This window comes from Pseudarthrobacter sp. B4EP4b (assembly GCF_006680095.1).
Classification (GTDB): Bacteria; Actinomycetota; Actinomycetes; order Actinomycetales; family Micrococcaceae; genus Arthrobacter.
The window spans coordinates 1-21841 of record NZ_VHIJ01000074.1 but is presented as its reverse complement, the minus strand read 5'-3'; the positions used below and the strand labels follow the sequence as shown (position 1 = coordinate 21841).

Genomic DNA, 21841 nt, shown 5'->3' with positions numbered 1-21841 from the left:
GAGATAATCGACCAGTGGCACGCGGCGATGGAAAACTTTCTCATGATCTTCTCCCTGGCGAAAAAGGCCCGCAGGACGCCTGTGGCGTTTTCGGGGTCTGGGCACCAGGTGAAGAAGTAGCAAAACTTACCTATTACGGGCTGTATGCACTGCAGCACCGCGGTCAGGAGTCGGCTGGTATAGCTACCAGCGACGGCAAGCGGATCAACGTCTACAAGGACATGGGGCTCGTCTCCCAGGTTTTCGACGAGACCACCCTGAACACCCTGACCGGGCATCTCGCTGTGGGCCACTGCCGCTACTCCACCACCGGAGCCAGCCACTGGGCCAATGCCCAGCCCACTCTCGGCGCCACCAGCACCGGCACCGTTGCCCTGGCGCACAACGGCAACCTCACCAACACCGCCGAACTCAACGCCATGATCCAGGAACGCAACGGCGGCCAGCTCACCGGTGAAATGAAGCAGGGCAACACCTCGGACACCGCCCTGGTCACGGCCCTGCTCGAAGGCGAAGAGGGGAAAACCCTCGAAGAGACGGCCATCGAGCTCCTGCCCAAGATCAAGGGCGGCTTCTGCTTCGTATTTATGGACGAAGGCACCCTCTACGCCGCCCGCGACACCTTCGGCATCCGCCCGCTGGTCCTGGGCCGGCTGGAACGCGGCTGGGTCGTGGCCTCCGAGCAGTCCGCACTTGCCACCGTGGGCGCCAGCTTCATCCGCGAGATCGAGCCCGGCGAATTCATCGCCATTGACGAGCAGGGCGTGCGGTCCCAGCGTTTCGCGGAGCCGACGCCGGCCGGTTGCGTTTTCGAGTACGTCTACCTTGCCCGCCCGGACGCCGCCATCGCCGGCCGCTCCGTGTACGAATCCCGCGTGGAGATGGGCCGCCAGCTGGCCCGCGAAAACACCCAGGTAGCGGACATCGTGATCCCCGTTCCGGAATCCGGTACACCCGCCGCGGTGGGCTACGCCGAAGAATCCGGCATCCCGTTTGCCCACGGCTTCGTCAAGAACTCTTACGTGGGCCGCACCTTCATCCAGCCCTCGCAGACGCTCCGCCAGCTGGGCATCCGGCTCAAGCTCAACGCCCTGGAATCGGTAATCCGCGGCAAGCGCGTGGTGGTGGTGGATGATTCGATCGTCCGCGGCAACACCCAGCGCGCCATCGTCCGGATGCTCCGCGAAGCTGGTGCCGCTGCGGTGCACGTCAAGATTTCCTCCCCGCCGGTGCAGTGGCCCTGCTTCTACGGCATCGACTTCGCCTCCCGGGCAGAGCTGATCGCCAACGGCGCCACCATCGAAGAAATCTCCCAGGCCATCGGCGCCGATTCGCTGGCCTACATCTCCGAGGACGGCATGATCGGCGCTACCCGGCAGCCGCGGGAGCGCCTCTGCACAGCATGCTTCACCGGCAAGTACCCCATCGAGCTTCCGGGCTCGGACAAGCTGGGCAAGAACCTCCTGGAGCGCACGGACCTCGGCGGCCTGAAGCCTTCGCCGTCCGCCCTTCCGGGCCAGACCGCGGCCCTTGCCGTGGACTCTGACGAGGATCCGGCCGAGAAGTCCGGCGCCACCGGCTGCGATCCGGGGCCCGACTCCGAATTCGAGAATTTGCTGACCGAAGCCGACCTTGTGCCAGACGTGCACGCCGCCACCACCGGCGCTGACAAGAAAGAGTCCGTATGACTTCCGCTGCCCCCGCCCCCGGCAACACTTCCGGCATCACCTACGCCTCCGCAGGCGTTGACGTTGAAGCCGGCGACCGCGCCGTCGAGCTGATGAAGGATGCCGTCAAGGCAACCCACAACTCCTCGGTGATCGGCGGGGTGGGCGGCTTCGCCGGCCTCTACGACGTCTCCCGGCTCCTGACCTACAAGAAGCCGCTGCTGGCCACCTCCACCGACGGCGTGGGCACCAAGGTTGCCATCGCCCAGGCCATGGACATCCACGACACCATCGGGTTCGACCTGGTGGGCATGGTGGTGGACGACATCGTGGTGGTGGGCGCCGAGCCCTTGTACATGACTGACTACATTGCCTGCGGGAAGGTGGTGCCCGAGCGCATCGCCGATATCGTCCGCGGCATCGCCGCCGCCTGCTCCGTTGCCGGCACTGCGCTGGTGGGCGGTGAAACCGCCGAGCACCCCGGCTTGCTGGGTGAGCACGAGTACGACGTCGCGGGCGCAGCCACCGGCGTGGTCGAGGCCGATCAGCTCCTGGGGCCTGACCGCGTGCGTGCCGGAGATGTTGTGATTGGCATGGCCTCCTCCGGCCTGCACTCCAACGGCTACTCCCTGGTCCGCCGCGTGATCAACCACGCCGGCTGGGCCCTGGACCGCCAGGTGTCCGAACTCGGACGCACCCTGGGCGAGGAACTCCTCGAGCCCACCCGCGTCTACGCTGCAGACTGCCTGGACCTGGCCCGCGCCTTCCCCGTCACCGGGACCTCCGCTGTGCACGGCTTCAGCCACGTCACGGGCGGCGGACTGGCCGCCAACCTGGCCCGCGTCCTCCCCCAGGGCCTGGTGGCCACTGTGGACCGCGCCACCTGGGAACTGCCGGCCATCTTCAAGCTGGTGTCCGAGCTGGGCAACGTGCCGCTGGCAGACCTCGAGCGCACACTGAACCTGGGCGTGGGCATGGTGGCCATCGTCTCCGCCGACGCCGCCGACGCCGCGGTATCCCGCCTCAACGACCGCGGCCTGCCGTCCTGGATCATGGGCACCGTTACCGAAGACTCGGATGCCATCCTCAAGTCCGGCCCGGACTACGTCCAGGGCGCCAAGGGCGTGGACGGCGGCGCCGTCCGCCTGGTCAACGCCTACGCCTAGACATTTCACGGATGCCGGCGGTTGCTTCAAGCAGCCGCCGGCATTTTTGTGCCATTGGCTAAATGAGAAATGTGAGATAAGACACTCCTATCCCTTGACTGCTAAGCATACTTACCTTTAGGCTCGAAGACATGGAAGAGCAGTACCGGAGCCGGTATGGGGGTTCTTCTCCAAGGCCAGTGACAGTGGTCTTTGGTTGGGCGCATATGCCTAGGCAAGCCGAGTTAGGGCTGCTCTCTACCGCCACCGGCGGAAGCTAGAAACCAAAAAAGGTCCGTGTTCCTGCACGGCTATGTTGACGTGCCCTCAGCACGGTTCAGCAAGTCGGAATGATTTGGGGAAGCGCGGACAAATCAAGGAGGCACCAAATGTCTGTTTTGCGCAAAGTAGCTGCAGGAGCAGCCGGATCACTCATGCTTATGGGCGCCGTCGCTGTCCCCTCTGACGCCGCGAGGAACACCACCTTTCAAGACGGCCTGGTCAACGTCAATATTGGCGACGTTACAATTCTTGAGGATGTCAACGTTGCAGCGGTGGTAGGCATCGCAGCCGACGTATGCGGAGTCAACGTTGGCCCTGTGGCGGCGGCAATCCTTGGAGAGGCAACGGCGGTGGACGCCTCCGGTCGAGACGTGGTTATCTGTGAAGCCGCTGGTACCGGCGCGCCCGTGACCATCGAACAAAACTAGCTATCTAACTACAAGCATTAGTGCCCTGGATCCTCTGGGTCCACGGCACCCTTATGAGCAGCCGCGGCACGCAACAGAAAGTCCCGGTGGGCGCACTTGATACAGGTGCGCCCAACGGGACTTTTCTAATAACCATTCAAGTCCAGCACCTAAAGTGCTGTAACCGGGAAGACGTGCTGACTGCTGAAGCCACCGGTCCCTGGACCATGTCAGCGACAACTAGCCGATGCGGCGGGTGTCTACCTCGTCGTCGTCTTCTTCCAAATCATCCGCGTACTTATCCACATAAGCCGAATAGTCCGGCTCTGCCGGCTCGTTCGCATAATGGCTCGTGGCACGACTGCTGGGGCCCGTCAGCTCGCGCTGAAGTGCCGAGTAGTCAGTGTTCGGGGAGTAGTACTTGATATCCCGAGCCTGCTTTGTAGCTTTTGCCTTTTGACGGCCGCGCCCCATGGCGTGACCCCCTTTTGTACTTGGACCGGAGGTGGTCACCTTGGCGTAGGTGAGGCCCCGGAATGTTTGGTCAATTTGTCGTACACCTAGATTACATGCTTTCGAGGGCCCTCGCTTGCCAGGTGCGGCTCCAGGTGATGGATTGCATTACTATTCCCCGGCCCGGCCCGCAGGTTTCCAGCTTTTTTCTTCGATAGAGTCGGTTGCAGAACTGCTGAAACTGGCTGGCAAACCCGGCTGCCCGCGCGGAAAATATGCAGGAGGATGCACCCCTTGAACCACCCGGACGTCCCGCCCAAACCCAGCTCGCCGCCTACTGCCGGCCTCCCCCGCGTTCCTGCCGCAGAGTATGGGGTCCCGGCCGCGGAGCCGCCGGTACGGCACCCCAGGCAGGTTAACCACCCCGAGGGGCCGGACGAAGCCAGGAGGCAGGGGCGCCGGCGCACGCTCTGGAAGGCATTCTTCGCCGTCGTCCTGCTTGCGGTTATCGGATCGCTGGTGTGGCTCGCCCTGTGGCTGAACTCCAAAGGGGATTCGGACGAGTCAAGCGGCGCTGTCCGCGGAGTGCTGGAAACCGCGGTCACTCCCCCGGCCACCCCGCTTCCCCTGCCGCGCGAAGTGGAGCCGCCCGCCTATGCGCTGGGCGATTGCTTCACTGATTTCCACCCGGAAGCCCTGAAATCCACGGTGGTGCCGTGTGACACCAACCATTCCGCCCAACTGGTGGTGGTGTTCCGCTACCCCGAGGAAGGCGATTACCCCGGCGCAGAGGCGCTCAAGGCAAAAGCCCTGGAAGCTTGCCAGGCGGCAAAACTGGGCCCCGCCGCAGACCAGTTCACACTGAACTACGAGCGGAGCTTCCCCAGCTCCACCAGCTGGGACTCAGGGGACCGCAGGGTGGACTGCTACGTGACGTCCCCGGGCGGAAACAACGTGAACGCCAGCGTGCTGCCCTAGCACTGAGAGCACCAGGGCAGCACGCTGCGGCCGCAGTACCTAGTCCTTCCGGCGGACTACCAGCCCGGTTCCCGGGACGGGACCGCCGCCGGGGCCGGACAGCGCCTCGAGCCCCTCGATGGTGAGCTCGTCCACGTCAGTTGCGGTGTCCACCAGGACAGTGTCCCCGTCGGCGATGTCGCCGGACAGGATGGCCTTAGCCAGCCGGTCGCCGATCTCCCGCTGGACCAGCCGGCGCAGCGGACGGGCGCCGTAGGCGGAGTCGAAGCCGGACATTGCCAGCCAGGCGCGGGCGCCCTCGGTGACGTCCAGGGTGAGCCGGCGCTCGTGCAGCCGGCGGCCGAGCTCAGCCACCTGCAGTTCGACGATCCGGGCCAGTTCTTCCACGGACAGGGGATCGAACAGCACCACTTCATCCAGCCGGTTCAGGAACTCCGGCTTGAACGAGGCGTTGACGGTGGCCATGACCGCGTTCCGCTTGGCCTCCGCATCCAGTGACGGGTCCACCAGGAACTGGCTGCCCAGGTTGGACGTCAGCACCAGGATGGCGTTGCGGAAGTCCACGGTGCGGCCCTGGCCGTCGGTGAGGCGGCCGTCGTCGAGCACCTGCAGGAGGATGTCGAAGACCTCGGGGTGGGCCTTCTCCACCTCGTCCAGCAGGATGACCGAGTAGGGCCGCCGGCGGACGGCTTCGGTGAGCTGGCCGCCCTCCTCGTAGCCCACATATCCCGGAGGCGCACCCACCAGCCGGGCCACCGAGTGCTTCTCGCCGTACTCGGACATGTCGATCCGCACCATGGCGCGTTCGTCGTCGAACAGGAAGTCCGCCAGGGCCTTTGCCAGCTCGGTTTTACCCACGCCGGTGGGGCCCAGGAACAGGAACGAGCCGGTGGGCCGGTTGGGGTCGCTAATGCCCGCGCGGGCGCGCCGGACGGCGTCCGACACAGAGGTGACGGCCTTCTTCTGGCCGATCAGCCGCTTCCCCAGTTCCTCCTCCATGTGGAGCAGCTTCTGGCTTTCACCCTGCAGCATGCGGCCTGCGGGGATGCCGGTCCAGGCGGAGATGACCTCGGCGATATCGTCCGCGGTCACCTGTTCGGCCACCATCTGTGAGGATTTATCCGCGACGGCGGCCTCAGCCTCAGCGGCTGCGTTCAGTTCACGCTCCAACGCAGGGATCTCGCCGTAGAGAATCCGCGACGCCGTCTCCAGGTCGCCTTCGCGCTGGGCCTTGTCCGCGGTGGAGCGGAGCTCATCCAGCTTTGCCTTCAGGTCGCCCACCCGGTTGAGGCCGGCCTTTTCGGCCTCCCAGCGGGCATTCAGGGCTGCGAGCTCCTCTTCCTTGTCCGCCTTATCCGCACGGAGCGCCGCGAGGCGTTCCACGGAGGCGGCGTCCGTCTCGCCTTCCAGGGCCAGCTCCTCCATGGTGAGCCGGTCCACGGCGCGGCGGAGCTGGTCGATCTCCTCGGGGGCCGAGTCGATCTCCATCCGCAGCCGGGACGCGGCCTCATCCACCAGGTCGATGGCCTTGTCCGGCAGCTGGCGGCCGGAAATGTAGCGGTTGGACAGGGTTGCGGCGGCAACCAGGGCGGAGTCGGCGATGGCCACCTTGTGGTGCGCCTCGTAGCGCTCCTTCAGGCCACGCAGGATGCCGATGGTGTCCTCGACGCTGGGCTCCCCCACGTACACCTGCTGGAAACGGCGCTCCAGGGCCGGGTCCTTCTCGATGTTCTCGCGGTACTCGTCCAGGGTGGTGGCGCCGATGAGCCGCAGCTCGCCGCGGGCCAGCATGGGCTTAAGCATGTTGCCGGCATCCATGGAGGAATCGCCGGTTGCGCCGGCACCCACCACAGTGTGGATCTCGTCGATGAACGTGACGATCTGGCCTTCGGAGTTCTTGATCTCCTCAAGGACAGCCTTGAGCCGCTCCTCGAACTCGCCGCGGTATTTGGCGCCGGCCACCATGGACGCCAGGTCCAGGGCGATCAGGGTCTTGCCACGCAGGCTTTCCGGAACGTCACCGGCCACAATGCGCTGGGCGAGGCCCTCAACAACAGCGGTCTTGCCCACGCCGGGCTCGCCGATGATCACCGGGTTGTTCTTGGTGCGACGGCTCAGCACCTGGACGATCCGGCGGATTTCCGTGTCCCGGCCGATGACTGGGTCCAGCTTTCCGGCACGCGCCATGGCGGTGAGGTCGGTGCCGAACTTCTCAAGCGACTGGAAGGTGTTCTCGGGGTCCTGGCTGGTGACCTTCCGGTCCCCGCGGACACCCGGCAGGGCGGCGAGCAGAGCCTCATGGGAGGCACCGGCGTCGCGCAGCAAACGCCCTGCCGCATCATTTCCGGCTGAGAGGCCCAGGAGAAGGACCTCGGTGGAGACGAAGGTATCGCCCAGCCGGTCCGCTTCCTCCTTGGCATTCTGGATGGCCTGCAGGGCCGGCCGGGACAGCTGTGCCTGCTGGCTGGAACCGCCGGAGGTGGCAGGCAGTGCCTTGATGGCGCTGCTCGCCTGCACGCTGACGGCGTCCGGGTCTGCCCCGGTGGCACGCAGAAGCGCCACCGCCACGCCTTCGCGCTGGTCCATGAGCGCCTTAAGGAGGTGGGCGGGCTCCACCTGGGGGTTGCCGATGGTGGAGGCGTTCATGGCGGCAGCCGAAAGAGCCTCCTGGCTCTTGGTAGTGAATTTGACGTCCAAAGAGAGCTCCTTTCGGGGGGTAATCCGATCTTAGGGTTGAGTCTACTACGCTCAACTTTGGTTGGGGTGCTTTTTATTTCCTGTTTGCCGACAGCGAACCACTGCCATCAGGGTGCGGGAAATTTCGTTTCCATCGCATCCGATTCCTCCTAGGATCGGCTTGTGACCGGGGCGAATGGTGCTGCCGGCGCACTGCAGACGGGACACGCAATGAAAAAGTTTGTTGCTCTCTATATCGCACCCCAATCAGCCCAGGCACAGATGGCCGAAAGTACGCCGGAAGCGGCCCAGGAGGGGATGAAAGCCTGGATGAGTTGGGCCGAGCGGGCCGGCGACGGCATCGTGGACCTGGGAACACCACTTGGGACCGGCAAGGAAATCAACGCAACCGGCTCGTCAGAAACCAATACGGGGGTGGGCGGCTACACCATCCTCCAGGCGGAGGATCTCGCCGGGGCCGAGGCGCTGTTGGACGGGCATCCGCACCTCATGATGCCCGGCGCCAGCATTCAGGTATACGAAACGCTCGACCTCCCGGGAATGTAGGCCGCCGCAGACAGCACTTAGCCGGACCCACGAAGCAACCGGCGGGTGATTCCCCCCAGAAGCCGCCCGCCGGTTGCTTTGTCCGCCCTTTGCCGAGTTTACCCGGCATTTGTGATGCCTGTCACCGATGTGACTAATTTTGTAATGCTCCGGGCGGCGACGGCATTAGGCCGGGTACACCACCACCGATGTTGCTTTCACCACGAAGTGCACTTGCAGGCCGGGGACCAGTCCCAAGTCGGCGGAAGCAGCGGGAGTGATGTCCGCCGCGAGGCTTCCGGCCCTGACCCGGATGAAGTCGCCGTGCGGTTCGAGGTCGGTAATGGCAACCTCAAACGAATTGCGCGGGCTGCCGTGCGCGTCATCGAGGAACACGGAAACGGCCGACGGCGGGAATACAGCAACCGCTGCCCTCTCGCCTTCCGGCGCGGCAGGGTACCCGTTCCCGCCCCGGCCTTCCGGGCGCCGGTCATCGGCGTACCCGTCCTCCAAGAGCCCGGCAACCGTCCAGCCCTCGGCGGTCCTGATCCCGTCTCCGGCCAAGGTTCCGGCCAGCAGGTTCAGGCCTGCCAGCCCTGCCGCGAATGGACTACGCGGCCGTTGGAGGACCTCGCGGGTGGGTCCTTCTTCCGAAATCCCGCCGTTCTCGAGGATGACAACCCGGTCCGCCAGCATCAGTGCGTCCAGGACGTCGTGGGTAATGATGATGGCCTGCCGTCCGGCCAGGACCCGCTTAAGCAGGCGGCGCAGCAGGGGTGCCGAGTGGATGTCCAGCGCCGCCATGGGCTCGTCGAGGAGAAGAAGCCCGGGGTCCGCGGCGAGCGCCCGGGCAACGGCAACACGTTGTGCCTGCCCGCCGGACAGCTCCGCCGGGCGCCTGGCCTGGAGATCCAGCGCTTCCACCTCGGCGAGCCAGTGCAGCGCCTCCGCCTTGGCCTGCTTCCTGGACACACCGGCGCTGCGAGGCCCGAAAGCCACGTTCTCCAGTGCGTTCAGATGAGGGAACAGCAGCGGTTCCTGGGCGAGCAGCGCGGTGCCGCGGTGGTGGGGCGGCGTCCACGTGCCCCGGCCGGCCGAGAGCTCGAACAGTGTGCGGCCGTTAAGCTCAGCCCGGCCGTTGTCTGGCTTCAGCAGGCCCGCGATGACGGACAGCAGCGTCGATTTGCCGGCCCCGTTCGGGCCCATGACGGCTACCGTTTCCGTGGGTCCCAGCCCCAGTGCCACGTCGAACCCCCTGCCGGCCACGGCTGCCTCAAGCGCGAATGTCACAGGACGTCCCTGCCCGCTGCGGCAGCCGGCGTCGTCCGTTGCTTCCAAAAGGCCACCCCCGCGCCTGCAGGCCGCCGGTAAGCAAGTGCCACGACGGCGACTGCCACGGCCACCAAGACGAGGGAAAGGGCGACGGCGGCGTCCGGGTCTGTTTCACGCTGCAGGTAGATTTCCAGCGGCAGGGTCCGGGTCACCCCCTGCAGGCTGCCTGCGAACGTGAGCGTGGCACCAAATTCCCCCAGGCTGCGGGCAAAGGACAGTACGGCGCCGGAGGCCAGCCCGGGCAGCACCAGGGGCAGCGTGACGCTCCGGAAGACGCGGCCGGGAGAGGCGCCCAGGGTTGCCGCCACGGCTTCGTACCGTTCACCGCCGGTCCGCAGCGCACCCTCCAGGCTGACCACGAGGAACGGCAAGGCAACAAACGTCTGGGCCAGGACCACAGCGGTGGTGGTGAAGGCGATCTGCAGGCCCAGGACTTCCAGGGTCCGGCCGAGGAGGCCTTGACGGCCGAACATGTAGAGGAGTGCAATGCCGCCCACCACCGGCGGCAGCACCAGCGGGAGCAGCACCAGCGAGCGCAGGAGCCCCTGCAGCCGGAACCTCCCGCGGGCCAGGACCAGGGCCAGCGGCACCCCCAGGACGATGCACAGAATCGTGCTTGCCGCGGACGTCCGCAGACTCAGGCCCAGAGCGGAAACGGCCGATTCCGAGGTGACCAGGGGAAGGAAGTTTGCCCAATTCACCCTGGCCACCATGGCGAACAGCGGCAGGATCACCACCGTTGCGGCCAGCACCGCCACCACGTAGGTCCAGCGGGGAACGCCGCGGTAGGCGTGGCTCACGTTGTGCCGCTCACTGCCGGCCGCCGCCGAAACCGGCATCTGCCAGCACTTGCTGGCCCTCCGGGCCGGTCACGAGGTCCAGGAAGGCCTGCGCGGCCGCGCCGTTCCGGCTGCCGGACAGTGCGGCGATCGGGTAGCTGTTGACTGCACCAGCGGCTTCGGGAAAGGCAACGCTTTCCACTTTTCCTGCTGCAGCCTTGACGTCGGTGACATAGACCAACCCGGCGTCCGCTTCCCCGGAGACCACCTTGCCGAGTACATCCGTCACGGAATTTTCCTCGCTGACCGGGCTCAAAAGCGTTCCTGTCTGCTGTTCGATGACGGTCGCGGCTGCCCCGCACGGGACCTGCGGGGCACACTGGACCAGCCGTGTTCCCGGTTTCGCGAGGTCGGCGAAGGAACGGATGCCTGCGGGGTTGCCAGGCGGCACGGCGATGGCCAGGGTGTTCGTGGCGAAGATACGGGGATTGCCGTCCACCAGCCCGGCCTGCTGCAGCTTGTCCATGCTCTTCGTGTCCGCCGAGGCGAAGACGTCTGCCGGCGCACCCTGGTTGATCTGGGTGGCCAGGTCTGCGGAACCGGCGAAGCTGAGCGTGACGCTGCTGCCGGGGTGGGCGGCTTCGTAGGTCTTTGCCAGTTCGGTAAAACTGTTTTTGAGGGAAGCTGCGGCAAAAACTGTCAGGGCTTCCCCACCGCTGCTCCCGGCGGATGAACCCGCAGCGGACGCATCCCCGGAAGGCGAACCAGCGCCCGTGGAGCAACCGGCGAGCGCCATCAAGACAATGGCCGCCAGCAGCCCGGTCAGTCCTTTCATAGTGCTCTCCCCTGCGGCGTTTCGATGATCACCGTGGTGGCCTTGACCACAGCGGTGGCCACTGAGCCGAGTTCCAGTCCTAGGTCCCGGACTGCCTCGCTGCTCATCAGGGACACCACCCGGAAGGGCCCGCACTGGAGCTCCACCTGGGCCATGACCTTGTCCGCGGTTATGCCGGTCACCAGGCCCACGAACCGGTTCCGTGCCGAGCTGCCGGTCCGGTGCGGATCCTCGGGCAGCTGGGCGAGCTTCTGCGCATGCCGGGCGAGCTCCAGGCCGTCCACGGCAAGCCGGCCGCCCGGGTCCTTCACCGGCGTCAGTGACCCGTTGTCCATCCAGCGGCGCACTGTATCGTCGCTGACGCCCAGGAACCGGGCGGCTTCGGAAACGCGGATGATTGTCATTTCATCAGTGTAGGGCGCATTTGCGGTGCTTCTCCTAGTTTCACTCCGTATTTCCGGGCCCGCCTTCCACCTCGCGCCGCTTGCTGGAGGGACAGCACTAGACTTCCTCCATGGCCGTCTACATTGATCCGCCGCTCTGGCCTGCCCACGGAACGCACTTTTCGCACCTGGTGTCGGACTCGTCGCTGGAGGAGCTGCACGATTTCGCCGCCGCAGCGGGTATCCCGGAGCGGGCCTTCGACGGCGACCACTATGACGTGGCGGAACGCCGTTACGATGACCTGGTGGCAGCCGGAGCGGTTACCGTCGAGGCCCGGGTCCTGGTCCGCAAGCTGATCGCCAGCGGCCTTCGCATCCCGGCCCGCCAGCGGAACAAGTCGCTCAAAGTGCCGCTGTTCAACCGGTGGGATGCCATCATGCCGGGCCACGACGCGCTCTTCCTGGATCTCCTGGACCGCTGGAGCGAACCCCACCGCAAGTACCACGGCTGCACCCACCTGCTTTCTGTGCTGGAAGCCCTCGATCTGCTGACGGATCCCGCCGACCCGCCGCGCACCGTGCTGCTCGCAGCCTGGTTCCATGATGCCGTTTACCGTGGTGTGGCCGGCCAGGATGAAGAGGAGTCTGCCTGCCTCGCGGAGGAGCGGCTGGACGCTGCGGGCCTGCCGGAGGGTGAGGCCGCCGAGGTGGCACGGCTGGTGCGGCTGACGTCGGACCACCGCCCCGAGCCAGGGGACCACGACGGCGCCCTCCTCTGCGACGCGGATCTTTCCGTCCTCGGCGGGGAACCGGACGAGTATGCCCGCTACGTGGCGGACGTCCGCCAGGATTACGCGCACATCGGCGACGCCGACTTCGCGGCCGGACGCGCCGCCGTCGTCCGCCAGCTGCTGGAACTTGACCCCCTCTTCCACACACAGCGGGCGAAAGAGCTGTGGCTGGACACCGCGCACCGGAACCTGATGGGGGAGCTCGCGTGAACGCGCCCACCTCCAACCCCCGCCACACAGTCACCGCGAGTGCCGCCCACCGGCAGCTGGCCTATACAGTCCGGCTCGAATGGGGGCTCGACGGCGCCAGGACAGTCACGTCCGGGGCGGACCTTGCCGTGGTGGTGGACGTCCTGTCCTTCAGCACGTGCGTCAGTGTGGCCCTGGACCGGGGCGCCGACATCTTCCCCTTTCCCTGGAAGGACACCCGGGCGGAGGACTTCGCCGCCCACCACCATGCGCAGCTGGCAGGGCCCCGCAACGGCGGCGGGCTCAGCCTGTCCCCCGCCAGCATCCGGTCCGCGGAATCCCTGGAGCGTGTGGTGCTGCCATCGCCGAACGGGTCCGCCCTCTGCCACGAACTGGCCGGTGAAGTCCCGCTGGTGGCCGCCGTGTGCCTGCGCAATGCAGGGGCAACGGCAGACTGGGTGGCCGCCCATCTGCCGCCCGACGCGGTGATCGCCGTGGTGGCTGCCGGGGAACGATGGCCGGACGGCACCCTCCGTCCCGCCGTGGAGGACCAGATCGGGGCGGGAGCATTTATCGCCGGCCTCGCCGCTGCGGGCAAGGGCGGTTACGAGGCTGACGTTGGCCGGCACGGCTACTCGCCGGAAGCCCTCGCGGCAGCGGCGGTGTTCGAGGCCGCAGAGCCGCGGCTGCGGGAGATGCTGCAGGGATGCGCCAGCGGACTTGAATTGTCCGGCGCGGGCTACGCGGCCGACGTCGATATCGCCGCCGAGCTGGACGGAAGTGATGCGGTGGCCATTTTGGCGGGCGGGTTTTTCAGCCCGCGCTGAGGGTTCGCCGGGTTAGCCTGCCCGCCAAGGCTCTACTTCGGGCTGGGGCGGGACCCTTTACGGCTCCTGTCCCCGGATGCAACACTGCTCCGATGACCCTGCGTATCCAAGCCATCAGCATTGATTCCACCGACCCGAAGGTGCCCGCGGATTTCTGGGAAAAAGCTCTCGGGTGGCGCCGCACCTATGAGGCGGACGACGAGATTGTGCTGGAACCACCGGCAGGCAGCCCTGAAGACGGCGTGTCCCCTGACCTGCTCTTCCTCAAAGTGCCCGAGCGGAAGGAACTCAAGAACAGGGTCCACCTGGACCTGCGGCCCAAAGACCGTGACGCGGAGGTGGCGCGGCTGGAAGCCCTTGGCGCCAGGCGCGTTTCCGTTGGCCAGGGCCCGGACGTCACCTGGGTGGTGATGGCGGACCCGGACGGGAACGAGTTCTGCATACTGCGCGCACTGCGTCCCGACGAAGCGGCGGGCTGACCGCCAGGACACGTCCTTTGAACCTGGAACCGTCCCTACCGGTACGTCGCAACAAACGGCGCGCTGGTGGGGACGATCTGTTTGCCCAGCGGCATCAGTGACACCGGGATGAGCTTCAGGTTGGCGATGGCCAGCGGGATGCCGATGATGGTCACAGCCATGGCGAACGCGGTAACCACGTGGCCGACGGCGATCCAGATTCCGGCCACCAGCAGCCAGATGACGTTGCCCAGCAGCGAGAACACCCCGGTGCCGCCAGGCTTGTCCACCACCATCCGGCCGAAGGGCCACAGCGTGTACGCCGCGATCCTGAACGAGGCGATGCCCCACGGGATGGTGACGATCAGCACGCAGCAGATCACACCGGCGGCGAAATAGCCGAGCGCGAGCCAGAAACCGCCGAAAACCAGCCAGATGATGTTGAGGAGTGTCTTCATCCACCCATTGTGCCCCGGAGGGTCTGACAAAAGGATGGGGGCATGCCCTGACTGGCCCCTGAACTCCCGCTGGACCGGGTGAACTAAGCGGGACTGGGTGGACTAAGCCTTGACCGGGGCAGCGCCCTTTGCAGCCTGGACAAACGCGCGGATCTTGGCCAGGTCCTTGACGCCCCGGGAAGCTTCAACACCCGAGGAGACATCTACGCCCCATGCATGGGCTGCTGTTGACGCGCTGCCCACGTTGACCGGGTCCAGTCCCCCGGCCAGGAGCCAGTGGCGGCCTTGGAGGACAGGCATCGCGGCCACGGAGGCGTAGTCCCAGGCCTCACCCGAGCCGGGCACCGCGGCGTCGATCAGCAGCAGGTCCTCGCCCCAGTCCTCAAACTCCTCTGCAGCGGCACCCGTGGTGACTGCCCTGATCAGCTTCATCCCGGCGTCGTGCACCATGGCCACGTCCTGGCGGGACCGTGCGCCGTGCAGCTGGATCCATTCCAGCCCGGCGGCGCGGGCAATGGCGACGGCGTCTGCCACCGGCTCGTGGCGGAACACGCCGATGGGCGAAACGCCGGAGGGGACGTGCGCCAGCAACGAGTGCGCCTGTGACGGCGACACCACGCGCGGGCTCGCCGTCAGGACGAAACCGACGGCGTCAGCCCCGGCATCAACTGCTTCACGGACTGATTCAGGCGTGCTGAGACCACACACTTTGACGAACATTCCCGGCTCCTTCAGGCTGTTTTCGTGTTGTCCCCCCGGAGGAGAGTAGCAGGGAAGGGGCCAACCCGCGACGCCGGGATGTCCGGCCGGGAACTAGGCTGGGCCCATGGAGATTATCCGCTTTGCAAGCCTCAAGCCCGAGCCCTGGCGTAATGGTGGCGGCATCACGCGCCAACTGGCCAGCCACCCCGCGGACGGTTCGGCAAAGGACGGCGGCTGGGACTGGCGGGTCAGCATCGCGGACGTGAGCAAGGCCGGTGATTTCTCCCCTTTTCCCGGGATGGAGCGGGTGCTGACTGTTGTGGAGGGTGAGCTCCTGCTGCTGACCGTGGACGGTGCCGAACGCCCGCTGGAGAAGTACCGTCCCTTCCGCTTCCCGGGCGGGGCCGCCACGCAGGCGAAGCTCCCCACGGGGGATATCCGGGACCTCAACGTCATCACCCGCGCCGGACGTTTCAAGGGCTACACATCCATCATCGAACTCTCGAAGAAGCGTGCGAAGCCCCTTTTTGAAGGCTCGTTCGGGATCCTGCTGCAGGGCCAGGCCACCGTTGCCGTGGGGACGGAAGAACCAGAGCCCTTGGCGCGGTACGACGCCGTGGTGGGTTCCGACGTCGACACCCCGGACGTTCTGGGCCGCGGCTTCCTGGCCGTTGTCTCGATCGACCCCGTGGAGGACGAACCCGCCGCGGAGTAGGGCAGCCTCGCCTTCCAGTAGCAGAGCCTTTCCACACTGGTCACTGGCTCCGGCCGTCCCTAGACTCGGGCTATGACCACATCATCGTTCAATGCGCTCCTGTCCACCCAGATCGGCAACGAATTCACGGCATCGCAGCAGTACATTGCGGTGGCCACCTGGTTCGCCAACCAGGACCTCCCACAACTGGCCCGCTACTTCTTCCGGCAGTCGGTGGAGGAGCGGAACCACGCCATGATGATGGTGCAGTACATGCTGGACCGGGACATTGAGTTCACCATTCCCGGGGTTCCTGCAGTGCGCAACGACTTCGCCTCCGTCACCGAGCCCCTGGCCCTTGCGCTGCAGCAGGAAAAGGAAGTCACCAAAAACATTGAGGACCTGTTCCGGGCTGCCCGCGGTGAAAACGATGCCCTGGGCGAGCAGTTTATGCTCTGGTTCCTGAAGGAGCAGGTGGAGGAAGTGGCCTCCATGACCACGCTCCTGAACATCGCCGAGCGCGCGGACAACCTGTTCGATATCGAGAACTTTATCGCCCGCGAAACCGTGGGCGATGGCGGCCGCGACGCCGCTGCCCCCGTAGCTGCCGGCGGCACCCTCTAACGTCCTCCCGGCGCCGGGTGTCGCATGGTGGTGAGGTTGGGCACCATAGGTGGCCGCCCGGCGTCGGGCGTTGCTACGCTTGAAGCCAAGGCTCCGTGAGGGAGCCTCCGGACGACGGTTCAGTACCCGGCACGCGACAAGACTGGCCAAAGGATCTGTCATGTCGTGGTTAATCCTTCTTTTATCCGGCGCCCTTGAAGCCGTGTGGGCCGCAGCCCTGCACCGCACCTTCCAGGCTTCCGGCCGCCGCCGGCTTGCCCCCGCAGCGCTGTTCCTGGTGTCCGTCGCGGCCAGCACCGGCGGCCTGGCCATCGCTATGCAGTCCATCCCCACCGGCACTGCGTACGCCGTCTGGGTGGGCGTGGGCGTGGTGCTGACCTCCGCGTACGCCATCGTCACCAAGGTGGAGCGTCCGACGGCCGCACGCCTCCTCCTGCTGTCCGGCATCGCCGTGTGCGTGGTCGGCCTGAAGGTGGTGGCGTGATGTTGAAGCGTTCAATCCCCTGGCTGGTTCTCCTGGCATCTGCCGTCCTGGAAGCAGTGTGGGCCACAGCCCTTGGACTATCCGACGGCTTCAGCAAGCCCCTCCCCACCCTCGTTTTTGCCGTGACAGCAACCCTCAGCATGCTGGGCCTGGGCATGGCCATCCGCCACATCCCGCTGGGCACCGCGTACGCAGTGTGGGTCGGAATCGGGGCGGCACTGACCGTGGGCTGGGCAATGGCCACCGGAGTGGAACCCTTCAGTGTGGTGAAAGTTGTCTTTATCGCCGGGATCGTGGGCTGTGCGGCCGGGCTCAAGGCACTGCCGTCAGGCACAGCGACCCGGAGGCCTGAAGCGGCATCCCCTTCCCGCCGCTGAGTCTCCCCACCTTGCTGAGTCTCCCCACCTTTCAAGGCTGCCGACGGCGTGACCCGGCAAATCGCCGTCGGCCGCGCCTTCCCGGAAAGCAAAAGGTGGGGAGGTTCAGCGGCCCGATCGCCGGTGCGGTCTAGTCTTTTGCCATGGACTCACCCGAGATCACCCAGGCGATGGACGCCCTGCGCGCCAGGCTGACGCCCGGAACCCGGACCATCCTGGGCATCACCGGCGCCCCGGGATCAGGGAAATCCACCTTCGCAGAATGGATCCAACGGCAGTTTGGGCCCGGGATGGCCGTAGTGGTGCCCATGGACGGTTTCCACCTGGGCAACTCCATCATTGACGGCACGCCGTTGCGGCAGCGCAAGGGTGCCATGGACACGTTCGACGCCGGCGGGTACCTTTCGCTGCTGCGCCGCCTGGTACGCCGCGACGAGTCAGTCGTTTACGCCCCGGAGTTCCGGCGCACCCTCGACGAGCCAGTGGCTGCGTCCATCGCCATCCCGGCCGACGTGCCCCTCGTCATCACCGAGGGAAACTACCTGCTGGCGGAGCAGGAGCCGTGGAAGGACATCCGGGCGCAGCTGGACGAAGTGTGGTTTGTGGAAACGCCCCCGGCCCTCCGGCTCAGCCGCCTGGTGGAACGGCACATGCGGTTCGGAATGGACCGGCTGGCAGCGGAGGCCTGGACCAACGGCCCGGACGAGGCCAATGCGGTACTGATCCAGGCGACCCGGGCGGCAGCGGACCGGATCATCCCCTGGAACTGACCGGTCCCGAAAACCGTAAAGAAAAGAACAGGAGAACCCATGGCAGCAACAGTCCGGCTCGGCGACGGCCTCGACGTCAGTCCCCTCGGTTTCGGCGGAATGGCCCTCACACCGGTTTACGGCGAGGTGGATCCCGGAGACGCGCTCCGGACGCTGCATCACGCCGTCGACTCCGGTGTCAGCTTTATTGACACCGCGGATATCTATGGCGGAGGCAGCAACGAGGAACTGATCGCTCAACTGCTGAAGGAGCGACGGGACGAGGTCCAGCTGGCCACCAAGTTCGGCCTGGTGGGCACGCCGGCGGACGGATACACGGACATCCGCGGCGACGCCGGCTACATCCGGCAGGCAGTGGACCACAGCCTGCAACGGCTGGGCACTGATGTGATCGACCTTTACTACATGCACCGCCGCGACCTCCGCGTTCCGATTGTGGAAACCGTGGAGGCCATGGCGGAGCTTGTACAGCAAGGCAAGGTCAAACACCTTGGCCTGTCCGAGGTGACGGCCCAGGAGCTCGAAGAAGCCTCAGCCGTCCACCCCATTGCGGCGGTCCAGAGTGAATGGTCCATCTGGAGCCGCGACGTGGAACGCAACGTTGTTCCTGCCGCGGCCGCCCTGGGAGTGGGTGTGCCGTACTCGCCGCTGGGCCGGGGATTCCTCACCGGCACCATTGACCCATCGAAACTGGGCGAGAAGGACTTCCGACGCCGGATCCCCCGCTTCGCCCCGGATGCGGCCAGTGCCAACCAGGCCGTGGTGGACACTGTCCAGGCCGTGGCTGACGAGCTGGATGCAACACCTGCCCAGGTGGCCTTGGCCTGGCTGCTCGCCCAAGGCAGGCGGCTGGGCCTTCCCGTGGTCCCCATCCCCGGCACGCGCAAAACGCACCGGATAGATGAAAACCTGGGCGCCCTGTCCCTGGACCTGACCCCGGCGCAGCTTGACGCGCTCGCCGAAGCCTCGGACGCCGTCGTCGGCTCCCGCTCGGCAGATCCCAATTGGGTGTCCGAAGGCCGCGAGTAACCAGGGGCCTCTATCAGGCGTCCCTAGACTGATGCCCATGGACTCACTGATTTATGACCTGCCTGCGCTGACCATCCGGCGGATTTCCGTCAGCGAGATGGACAACAACGTGTACTTGCTCACCGCCAAAGCCAGTGGCGCGCAGGTGCTGATCGACGCCGCCGATGACCTTCCGGCCATCCGGCAGCTGCTGCAGGACGGTGCCGGTGACACGTCAGCCGCGCCGAAGCTGGCGCTGATCGCCACCACCCACCAGCACTGGGACCACGTCCGGGCGCTGAAGGAGCTGGTGGACGCAACCGGGGCGCGCACCGCTGCCGGGACGGACGACGCCGATGCGCTGCCCGTGGGAGTGGACGTGCGGCTCAGCCACGGCGACGTTGGGAATTTCGACGGCTTCGACCTGACGGCTGTGCACCTGCGTGGCCACACGCCGGGTTCCATCGCTTTCGTGTACGAGGATCCCGAGGGTCCCGCGCACATCTTTTCCGGCGACTCGCTGTTTCCCGGCGGGGTGGGCAACACCCAGAAGGATCCCGCGCGGTTCACCCAGCTGTTGGATGACGTCACCGAGCGGCTGTTTGGTGCCTACCCGGACTCGGCCATTGTGCACCCCGGCCACGGCAAACCCACCACCCTTGGTGCGGAGCGCCCGCACCTGGAGGAGTGGCGCGCCCGCGGCTGGTGAACCAAACGGTGGTTGAGCCGGGCCCACACCGGCCGGGTTCCCTGGCCGCGCTTGCGAGGCTAGGGGGCCGGTGGGGAGCGAAACCCGGTGGGGATTAGCGGCTGCGGCGTTCGTTCGACGCCGGAGCCGAGGCACGGCGCGGGCCGCTGCGGGCGGGACGGCCTGAGCCACCGCCGTTGCCACCGTTGCCGGAGCCGTAGGATCCGCCGGACGTTCCACCGGTGTTGGAAGACCAGACGGCCTTGTTGCCGCCGGTTGCGCCTGCACCTGCGGAGCGCTGGCCACCCGTACGGGCACCTGCGCCGGCTGCTGCTGCGCGCTGCCCGGTGGCCGGACGTCCGTTGCGCTGGCCGCCGGAGGAAGCCGGACGGCCTGAGGATGCGGGACGGCCGGTGCCGCCGCGGGGAGCGTCGCTGCGGGTGACGCGTGACTCTGCACGGCCGTCTGAACCGCGGCCGGCCGATGCACGGCCACCTGCCGCGGGGACGTCGTTGCGGTGCGTCGAAGCAGTGCCGCGGCCGCGGGCGTTGCGGCGGGCCGCTGCTGCGGCAATGGCGCGGTCTTCGTTCTGCTCGGCAACCTTGTCGAACGCTGCACGGGCTTCAGTGCGGCCTTCGAAGGCTGCTGCCCGGCGCTCGGCGCGGGGAACATCGGTGCGGACGGGCTCGGCAGAAACCTTGCCTCGTCCACCGCGGCCGCCGCGGCCACCGGCAACCGGGGAAGCCTGGCGGCGGGCGCGCTTGCGCTCGGCGTTGGCACCGGTGGAGGTGCCGCCGCCCTGCTTGGCAGCCTTGGCTGCCAGCAGCGCAGCGCGGGTCCGCGGATCAATCTTGTCCGCGATTTCACCCACGAGCTCGCCCACTATGGGCGACGTGGCGGTGACGCGCTCGAAGCTGACGTCCACGCCGGCAGCCTTCATCAGCTTCTTCACGTCGGTCTGCTGTTCGGGCAGGGTGATGGTCACCACGGTGCCGTCGGAACCTGCGCGGGCGGTACGGCCTGAGCGGTGCAGGTATGCCTTGTGCTCTGTGGGCGGGTCAACGTGGATGACCAGTTCGACGTCGTCCACGTGCACACCGCGGGCGGCGACGTCGGTAGCGACCAGGACGCGGACGTCGCCGGAGGAGAACTCGGCGAGGTTGCGGTCACGGGCGTTCTGCGAGAGGTTGCCGTGCAGGTCCACGGCGGGGATCCCGGCGTCGGTCAGGGTCTTGGCGAGCTTGCGGGCGTGGTGCTTGGTCCGCATAAAGAGGACGCGGCGGCCGGCGCCGGAGGCGAGCTCCACGATCAGCTGCTTCTTGACGGTCTGGTCGTTGACTACCAGGACGTGGTGCTCCATGGTGGTGACCGCGGCCTGCGGGTCGTCCACGGAGTGGGTGAGCGGGTTGGACAGGTAGCGCTGGACGATCTTGTCCACGCCGTTGTCCAGGGTGGCGGAGAAGAGCAGTCGCTGGCCCTGGCTGGGGGTCATGTCCATGAGCTTCTTCACCACGGGCAGGAAGCCGAGGTCGGCCATGTGGTCGGCCTCGTCCAGGACGGTGATTTCCACGGCCTCGAGGGTGAGGATGCGCTGGCGGATCAGGTCCTCCAGGCGGCCGGGGCAGGCAATAACAATGTCGACGCCGGCGCGCAGGGCCTTCTCCTGGCGTGCCTGGGAGATGCCGCCGTAGATCACGGTGGTGTTCAGGCCGGCGGCCTTGGCCAGCGGCTCGATGGTGGCGTTGATCTGGGTGGCCAGTTCACGCGTGGGTGCCAGCACCAGGCCCATGGGGCGGCCGGGCTTGCGGAAGTACGGGGCTTCGCGCTCGGCGAGGCGTGCCACCAGCGGGATGGCGAAGGCGATGGTCTTGCCGGAGCCGGTGCGGCCGCGGCCCAGGACGTCGCGTCCTGCCAGCGTGTCAGGGAGGGTCTTCACCTGGATGGGGAACGGAGTTTCGATTCCCTGGGCGGTGAGGGTGTCGGCAAGGGCCTTGGGCGTGCCGAGGGCAGCAAAAGTAGTCAAAGTCAAAGGTCTTTCAGGCGGTATCCGTGCGGATATCGGCCCCCGGCGCCGGTTGGCCCAGGGGGTTCGCCGAAGAAAAGTCAGGTGATCAACCAGCCTGCTGCCGCTTATTCAAAGCGGCGGCCGGGACCAAATGGAACGCGTTCATCGACGCAGGATGTGCCTCTCACATGAAAAAAGCCCTGTCCCCTAAATGAAGGGGCACATGGGCATCACTGCACATCAAGTTCCACCAGTCTAGCATCCCGGGCCCGCTCCCCCTTCC

General features: G+C 66.6%; 24 protein-coding genes and 1 riboswitch. Of the genes, 15 read left to right on the top strand and 9 right to left on the bottom strand.

Going from position 1 to position 21841, the window contains the following annotated elements:
- The first annotated feature begins 14 nt into the window (after positions 1 to 14).
- The 3 genes from purF to FNL14_RS22025 all read left to right on the top strand — a co-directional run bounded on the left by purF (position 15) and on the right by FNL14_RS22025 (position 3522).
- Entirely contained in the window at positions 15 to 1688 is a 1674-nt protein-coding gene (purF, locus tag FNL14_RS22035; RefSeq protein ID WP_142064693.1) for an amidophosphoribosyltransferase, read from the top strand.
- Positions 1685 to 2833 (top strand): phosphoribosylformylglycinamidine cyclo-ligase, encoded by a 1149-nt coding sequence (gene purM / locus FNL14_RS22030; protein WP_142064690.1) that lies wholly within the window; start codon positions 1685 to 1687, stop codon positions 2831 to 2833. Before purF ends, purM begins: the two co-directional genes overlap by 4 nt.
- 368 nt (positions 2834 to 3201) lie before the next feature.
- Positions 3202 to 3522: a hypothetical protein gene (locus FNL14_RS22025; RefSeq protein WP_142064687.1), complete on the top strand. Its 321-nt coding sequence runs from the start codon at positions 3202 to 3204 to the stop codon at positions 3520 to 3522.
- 219 nt (positions 3523 to 3741) lie between these two features.
- Here FNL14_RS22025 and FNL14_RS22020 read toward each other — a convergent pair whose 3' ends face one another.
- Positions 3742 to 3975, bottom strand: a complete 234-nt coding sequence (locus FNL14_RS22020; protein WP_091424482.1) for a DUF3073 domain-containing protein — start codon at positions 3973 to 3975, stop codon at positions 3742 to 3744.
- A 264-nt stretch (positions 3976 to 4239) separates the two neighbouring features.
- On the opposite strand from FNL14_RS22020, the gene FNL14_RS22015 reads away from it, so the two are divergent.
- Positions 4240 to 4932 carry a septum formation family protein gene (locus FNL14_RS22015; protein ID WP_255470961.1) on the top strand — a complete coding sequence of 231 codons (693 nt, stop codon included), beginning with the start codon at positions 4240 to 4242 and terminating at the stop codon, positions 4930 to 4932.
- Positions 4933 to 4971: 39 nt separating this feature from the next.
- On the opposite strand, the gene clpB is transcribed toward FNL14_RS22015, so the two are convergent.
- Positions 4972 to 7629: an ATP-dependent chaperone ClpB gene (clpB, locus tag FNL14_RS22010; RefSeq protein WP_142064681.1), complete on the bottom strand. Its 2658-nt coding sequence runs from the start codon at positions 7627 to 7629 to the stop codon at positions 4972 to 4974.
- Positions 7630 to 7791: 162 nt separating this feature from the next.
- Between clpB and FNL14_RS22005 the strand changes: the two genes are divergently transcribed.
- Positions 7792 to 8175: a YciI family protein gene (locus FNL14_RS22005; RefSeq protein WP_142064677.1), complete on the top strand. Its 384-nt coding sequence runs from the start codon at positions 7792 to 7794 to the stop codon at positions 8173 to 8175.
- Positions 8176 to 8340: 165 nt separating this feature from the next.
- Here the strand turns inward: FNL14_RS22005 and FNL14_RS22000 are convergent, their stop codons facing one another.
- From FNL14_RS22000 to FNL14_RS21985, 4 genes are read right to left on the bottom strand one after another with little or no spacing between them, the layout of a single operon-like run.
- A complete protein-coding gene (locus tag FNL14_RS22000; RefSeq protein WP_142064674.1) occupies positions 8341 to 9444 on the bottom strand; it encodes a sulfate/molybdate ABC transporter ATP-binding protein in 1104 nt (367 codons plus the stop codon).
- Positions 9441 to 10325: an ABC transporter permease gene (locus FNL14_RS21995; RefSeq protein WP_142064671.1), complete on the bottom strand. Its 885-nt coding sequence runs from the start codon at positions 10323 to 10325 to the stop codon at positions 9441 to 9443. The genes FNL14_RS22000 and FNL14_RS21995 overlap by 4 nt, the downstream gene beginning before the upstream one ends.
- The gene (gene modA, locus FNL14_RS21990; RefSeq protein ID WP_142064668.1) at positions 10297 to 11100 is read right to left on the bottom strand and encodes a molybdate ABC transporter substrate-binding protein; all 804 of its coding nucleotides are present in this window, start codon (positions 11098 to 11100) and stop codon (positions 10297 to 10299) included. Before modA ends, FNL14_RS21995 begins: the two co-directional genes overlap by 29 nt.
- Positions 11097 to 11504 carry a molybdopterin-binding protein gene (locus FNL14_RS21985; protein WP_142064665.1) on the bottom strand — a complete coding sequence of 136 codons (408 nt, stop codon included), beginning with the start codon at positions 11502 to 11504 and terminating at the stop codon, positions 11097 to 11099. The genes modA and FNL14_RS21985 overlap by 4 nt, the downstream gene beginning before the upstream one ends.
- Positions 11505 to 11614: 110 nt before the next feature.
- Between FNL14_RS21985 and FNL14_RS21980 the strand changes: the two genes are divergently transcribed.
- The 3 genes from FNL14_RS21980 to FNL14_RS21970 all read left to right on the top strand — a co-directional run bounded on the left by FNL14_RS21980 (position 11615) and on the right by FNL14_RS21970 (position 13769).
- On the top strand, positions 11615 to 12484 hold the full coding sequence (locus tag FNL14_RS21980; protein WP_142064662.1) for a DUF4031 domain-containing protein: 870 nt from the start codon (positions 11615 to 11617) through the stop codon (positions 12482 to 12484).
- Positions 12481 to 13290 carry a 2-phosphosulfolactate phosphatase gene (locus FNL14_RS21975; RefSeq protein ID WP_142064659.1) on the top strand — a complete coding sequence of 270 codons (810 nt, stop codon included), beginning with the start codon at positions 12481 to 12483 and terminating at the stop codon, positions 13288 to 13290. Before FNL14_RS21980 ends, FNL14_RS21975 begins: the two co-directional genes overlap by 4 nt.
- Positions 13291 to 13382: 92 nt before the next feature.
- On the top strand, positions 13383 to 13769 hold the full coding sequence (locus FNL14_RS21970) for a VOC family protein (protein ID WP_091423393.1): 387 nt from the start codon (positions 13383 to 13385) through the stop codon (positions 13767 to 13769).
- A gap of 35 nt (positions 13770 to 13804) precedes the next feature.
- Here FNL14_RS21970 and FNL14_RS21965 read toward each other — a convergent pair whose 3' ends face one another.
- Both FNL14_RS21965 and FNL14_RS21960 read right to left on the bottom strand, forming a co-directional pair.
- Positions 13805 to 14206 (bottom strand): YccF domain-containing protein, encoded by a 402-nt coding sequence (locus FNL14_RS21965; RefSeq protein WP_142064656.1) that lies wholly within the window; start codon positions 14204 to 14206, stop codon positions 13805 to 13807.
- A gap of 102 nt (positions 14207 to 14308) precedes the next feature.
- The gene (locus FNL14_RS21960) at positions 14309 to 14926 is read right to left on the bottom strand and encodes a phosphoribosylanthranilate isomerase (RefSeq protein ID WP_142064653.1); all 618 of its coding nucleotides are present in this window, start codon (positions 14924 to 14926) and stop codon (positions 14309 to 14311) included.
- A 106-nt stretch (positions 14927 to 15032) separates the two neighbouring features.
- Here FNL14_RS21960 and FNL14_RS21955 point away from each other — a divergent pair, with 106 nt between their 5' ends.
- The 7 genes from FNL14_RS21955 to FNL14_RS21925 all read left to right on the top strand — a co-directional run bounded on the left by FNL14_RS21955 (position 15033) and on the right by FNL14_RS21925 (position 19574).
- Complete coding sequence (locus FNL14_RS21955; RefSeq protein WP_142064652.1) at positions 15033 to 15623, top strand: HutD family protein; 591 nt, start codon at positions 15033 to 15035, stop codon at positions 15621 to 15623.
- A gap of 72 nt (positions 15624 to 15695) precedes the next feature.
- Positions 15696 to 16226: a ferritin gene (locus tag FNL14_RS21950; RefSeq protein ID WP_091423384.1), complete on the top strand. Its 531-nt coding sequence runs from the start codon at positions 15696 to 15698 to the stop codon at positions 16224 to 16226.
- A gap of 85 nt (positions 16227 to 16311) precedes the next feature.
- Positions 16312 to 16377: riboswitch (guanidine-III (ykkC-III) riboswitch) on the top strand.
- Positions 16378 to 16386: 9 nt separating this feature from the next.
- Entirely contained in the window at positions 16387 to 16710 is a 324-nt protein-coding gene (locus tag FNL14_RS21945; protein ID WP_142064650.1) for a multidrug efflux SMR transporter, read from the top strand.
- Entirely contained in the window at positions 16710 to 17087 is a 378-nt protein-coding gene (locus FNL14_RS21940) for a multidrug efflux SMR transporter (RefSeq protein WP_142064648.1), read from the top strand. Before FNL14_RS21945 ends, FNL14_RS21940 begins: the two co-directional genes overlap by 1 nt.
- Before the next feature lie 143 nt (positions 17088 to 17230).
- Positions 17231 to 17857, top strand: coding sequence for a nucleoside/nucleotide kinase family protein (locus FNL14_RS21935; protein ID WP_142064646.1), 627 nt, complete (start codon positions 17231 to 17233; stop codon positions 17855 to 17857).
- A gap of 39 nt (positions 17858 to 17896) precedes the next feature.
- The gene (locus FNL14_RS21930; RefSeq protein ID WP_142064643.1) at positions 17897 to 18886 is read left to right on the top strand and encodes an aldo/keto reductase; all 990 of its coding nucleotides are present in this window, start codon (positions 17897 to 17899) and stop codon (positions 18884 to 18886) included.
- A gap of 37 nt (positions 18887 to 18923) precedes the next feature.
- The gene (locus FNL14_RS21925; RefSeq protein WP_142064640.1) at positions 18924 to 19574 is read left to right on the top strand and encodes an MBL fold metallo-hydrolase; all 651 of its coding nucleotides are present in this window, start codon (positions 18924 to 18926) and stop codon (positions 19572 to 19574) included.
- Positions 19575 to 19668: 94 nt separating this feature from the next.
- Here FNL14_RS21925 and FNL14_RS21920 read toward each other — a convergent pair whose 3' ends face one another.
- The gene (locus FNL14_RS21920; protein ID WP_142064637.1) at positions 19669 to 21576 is read right to left on the bottom strand and encodes a DEAD/DEAH box helicase; all 1908 of its coding nucleotides are present in this window, start codon (positions 21574 to 21576) and stop codon (positions 19669 to 19671) included.
- Positions 21577 to 21841 lie beyond the last annotated feature (265 nt).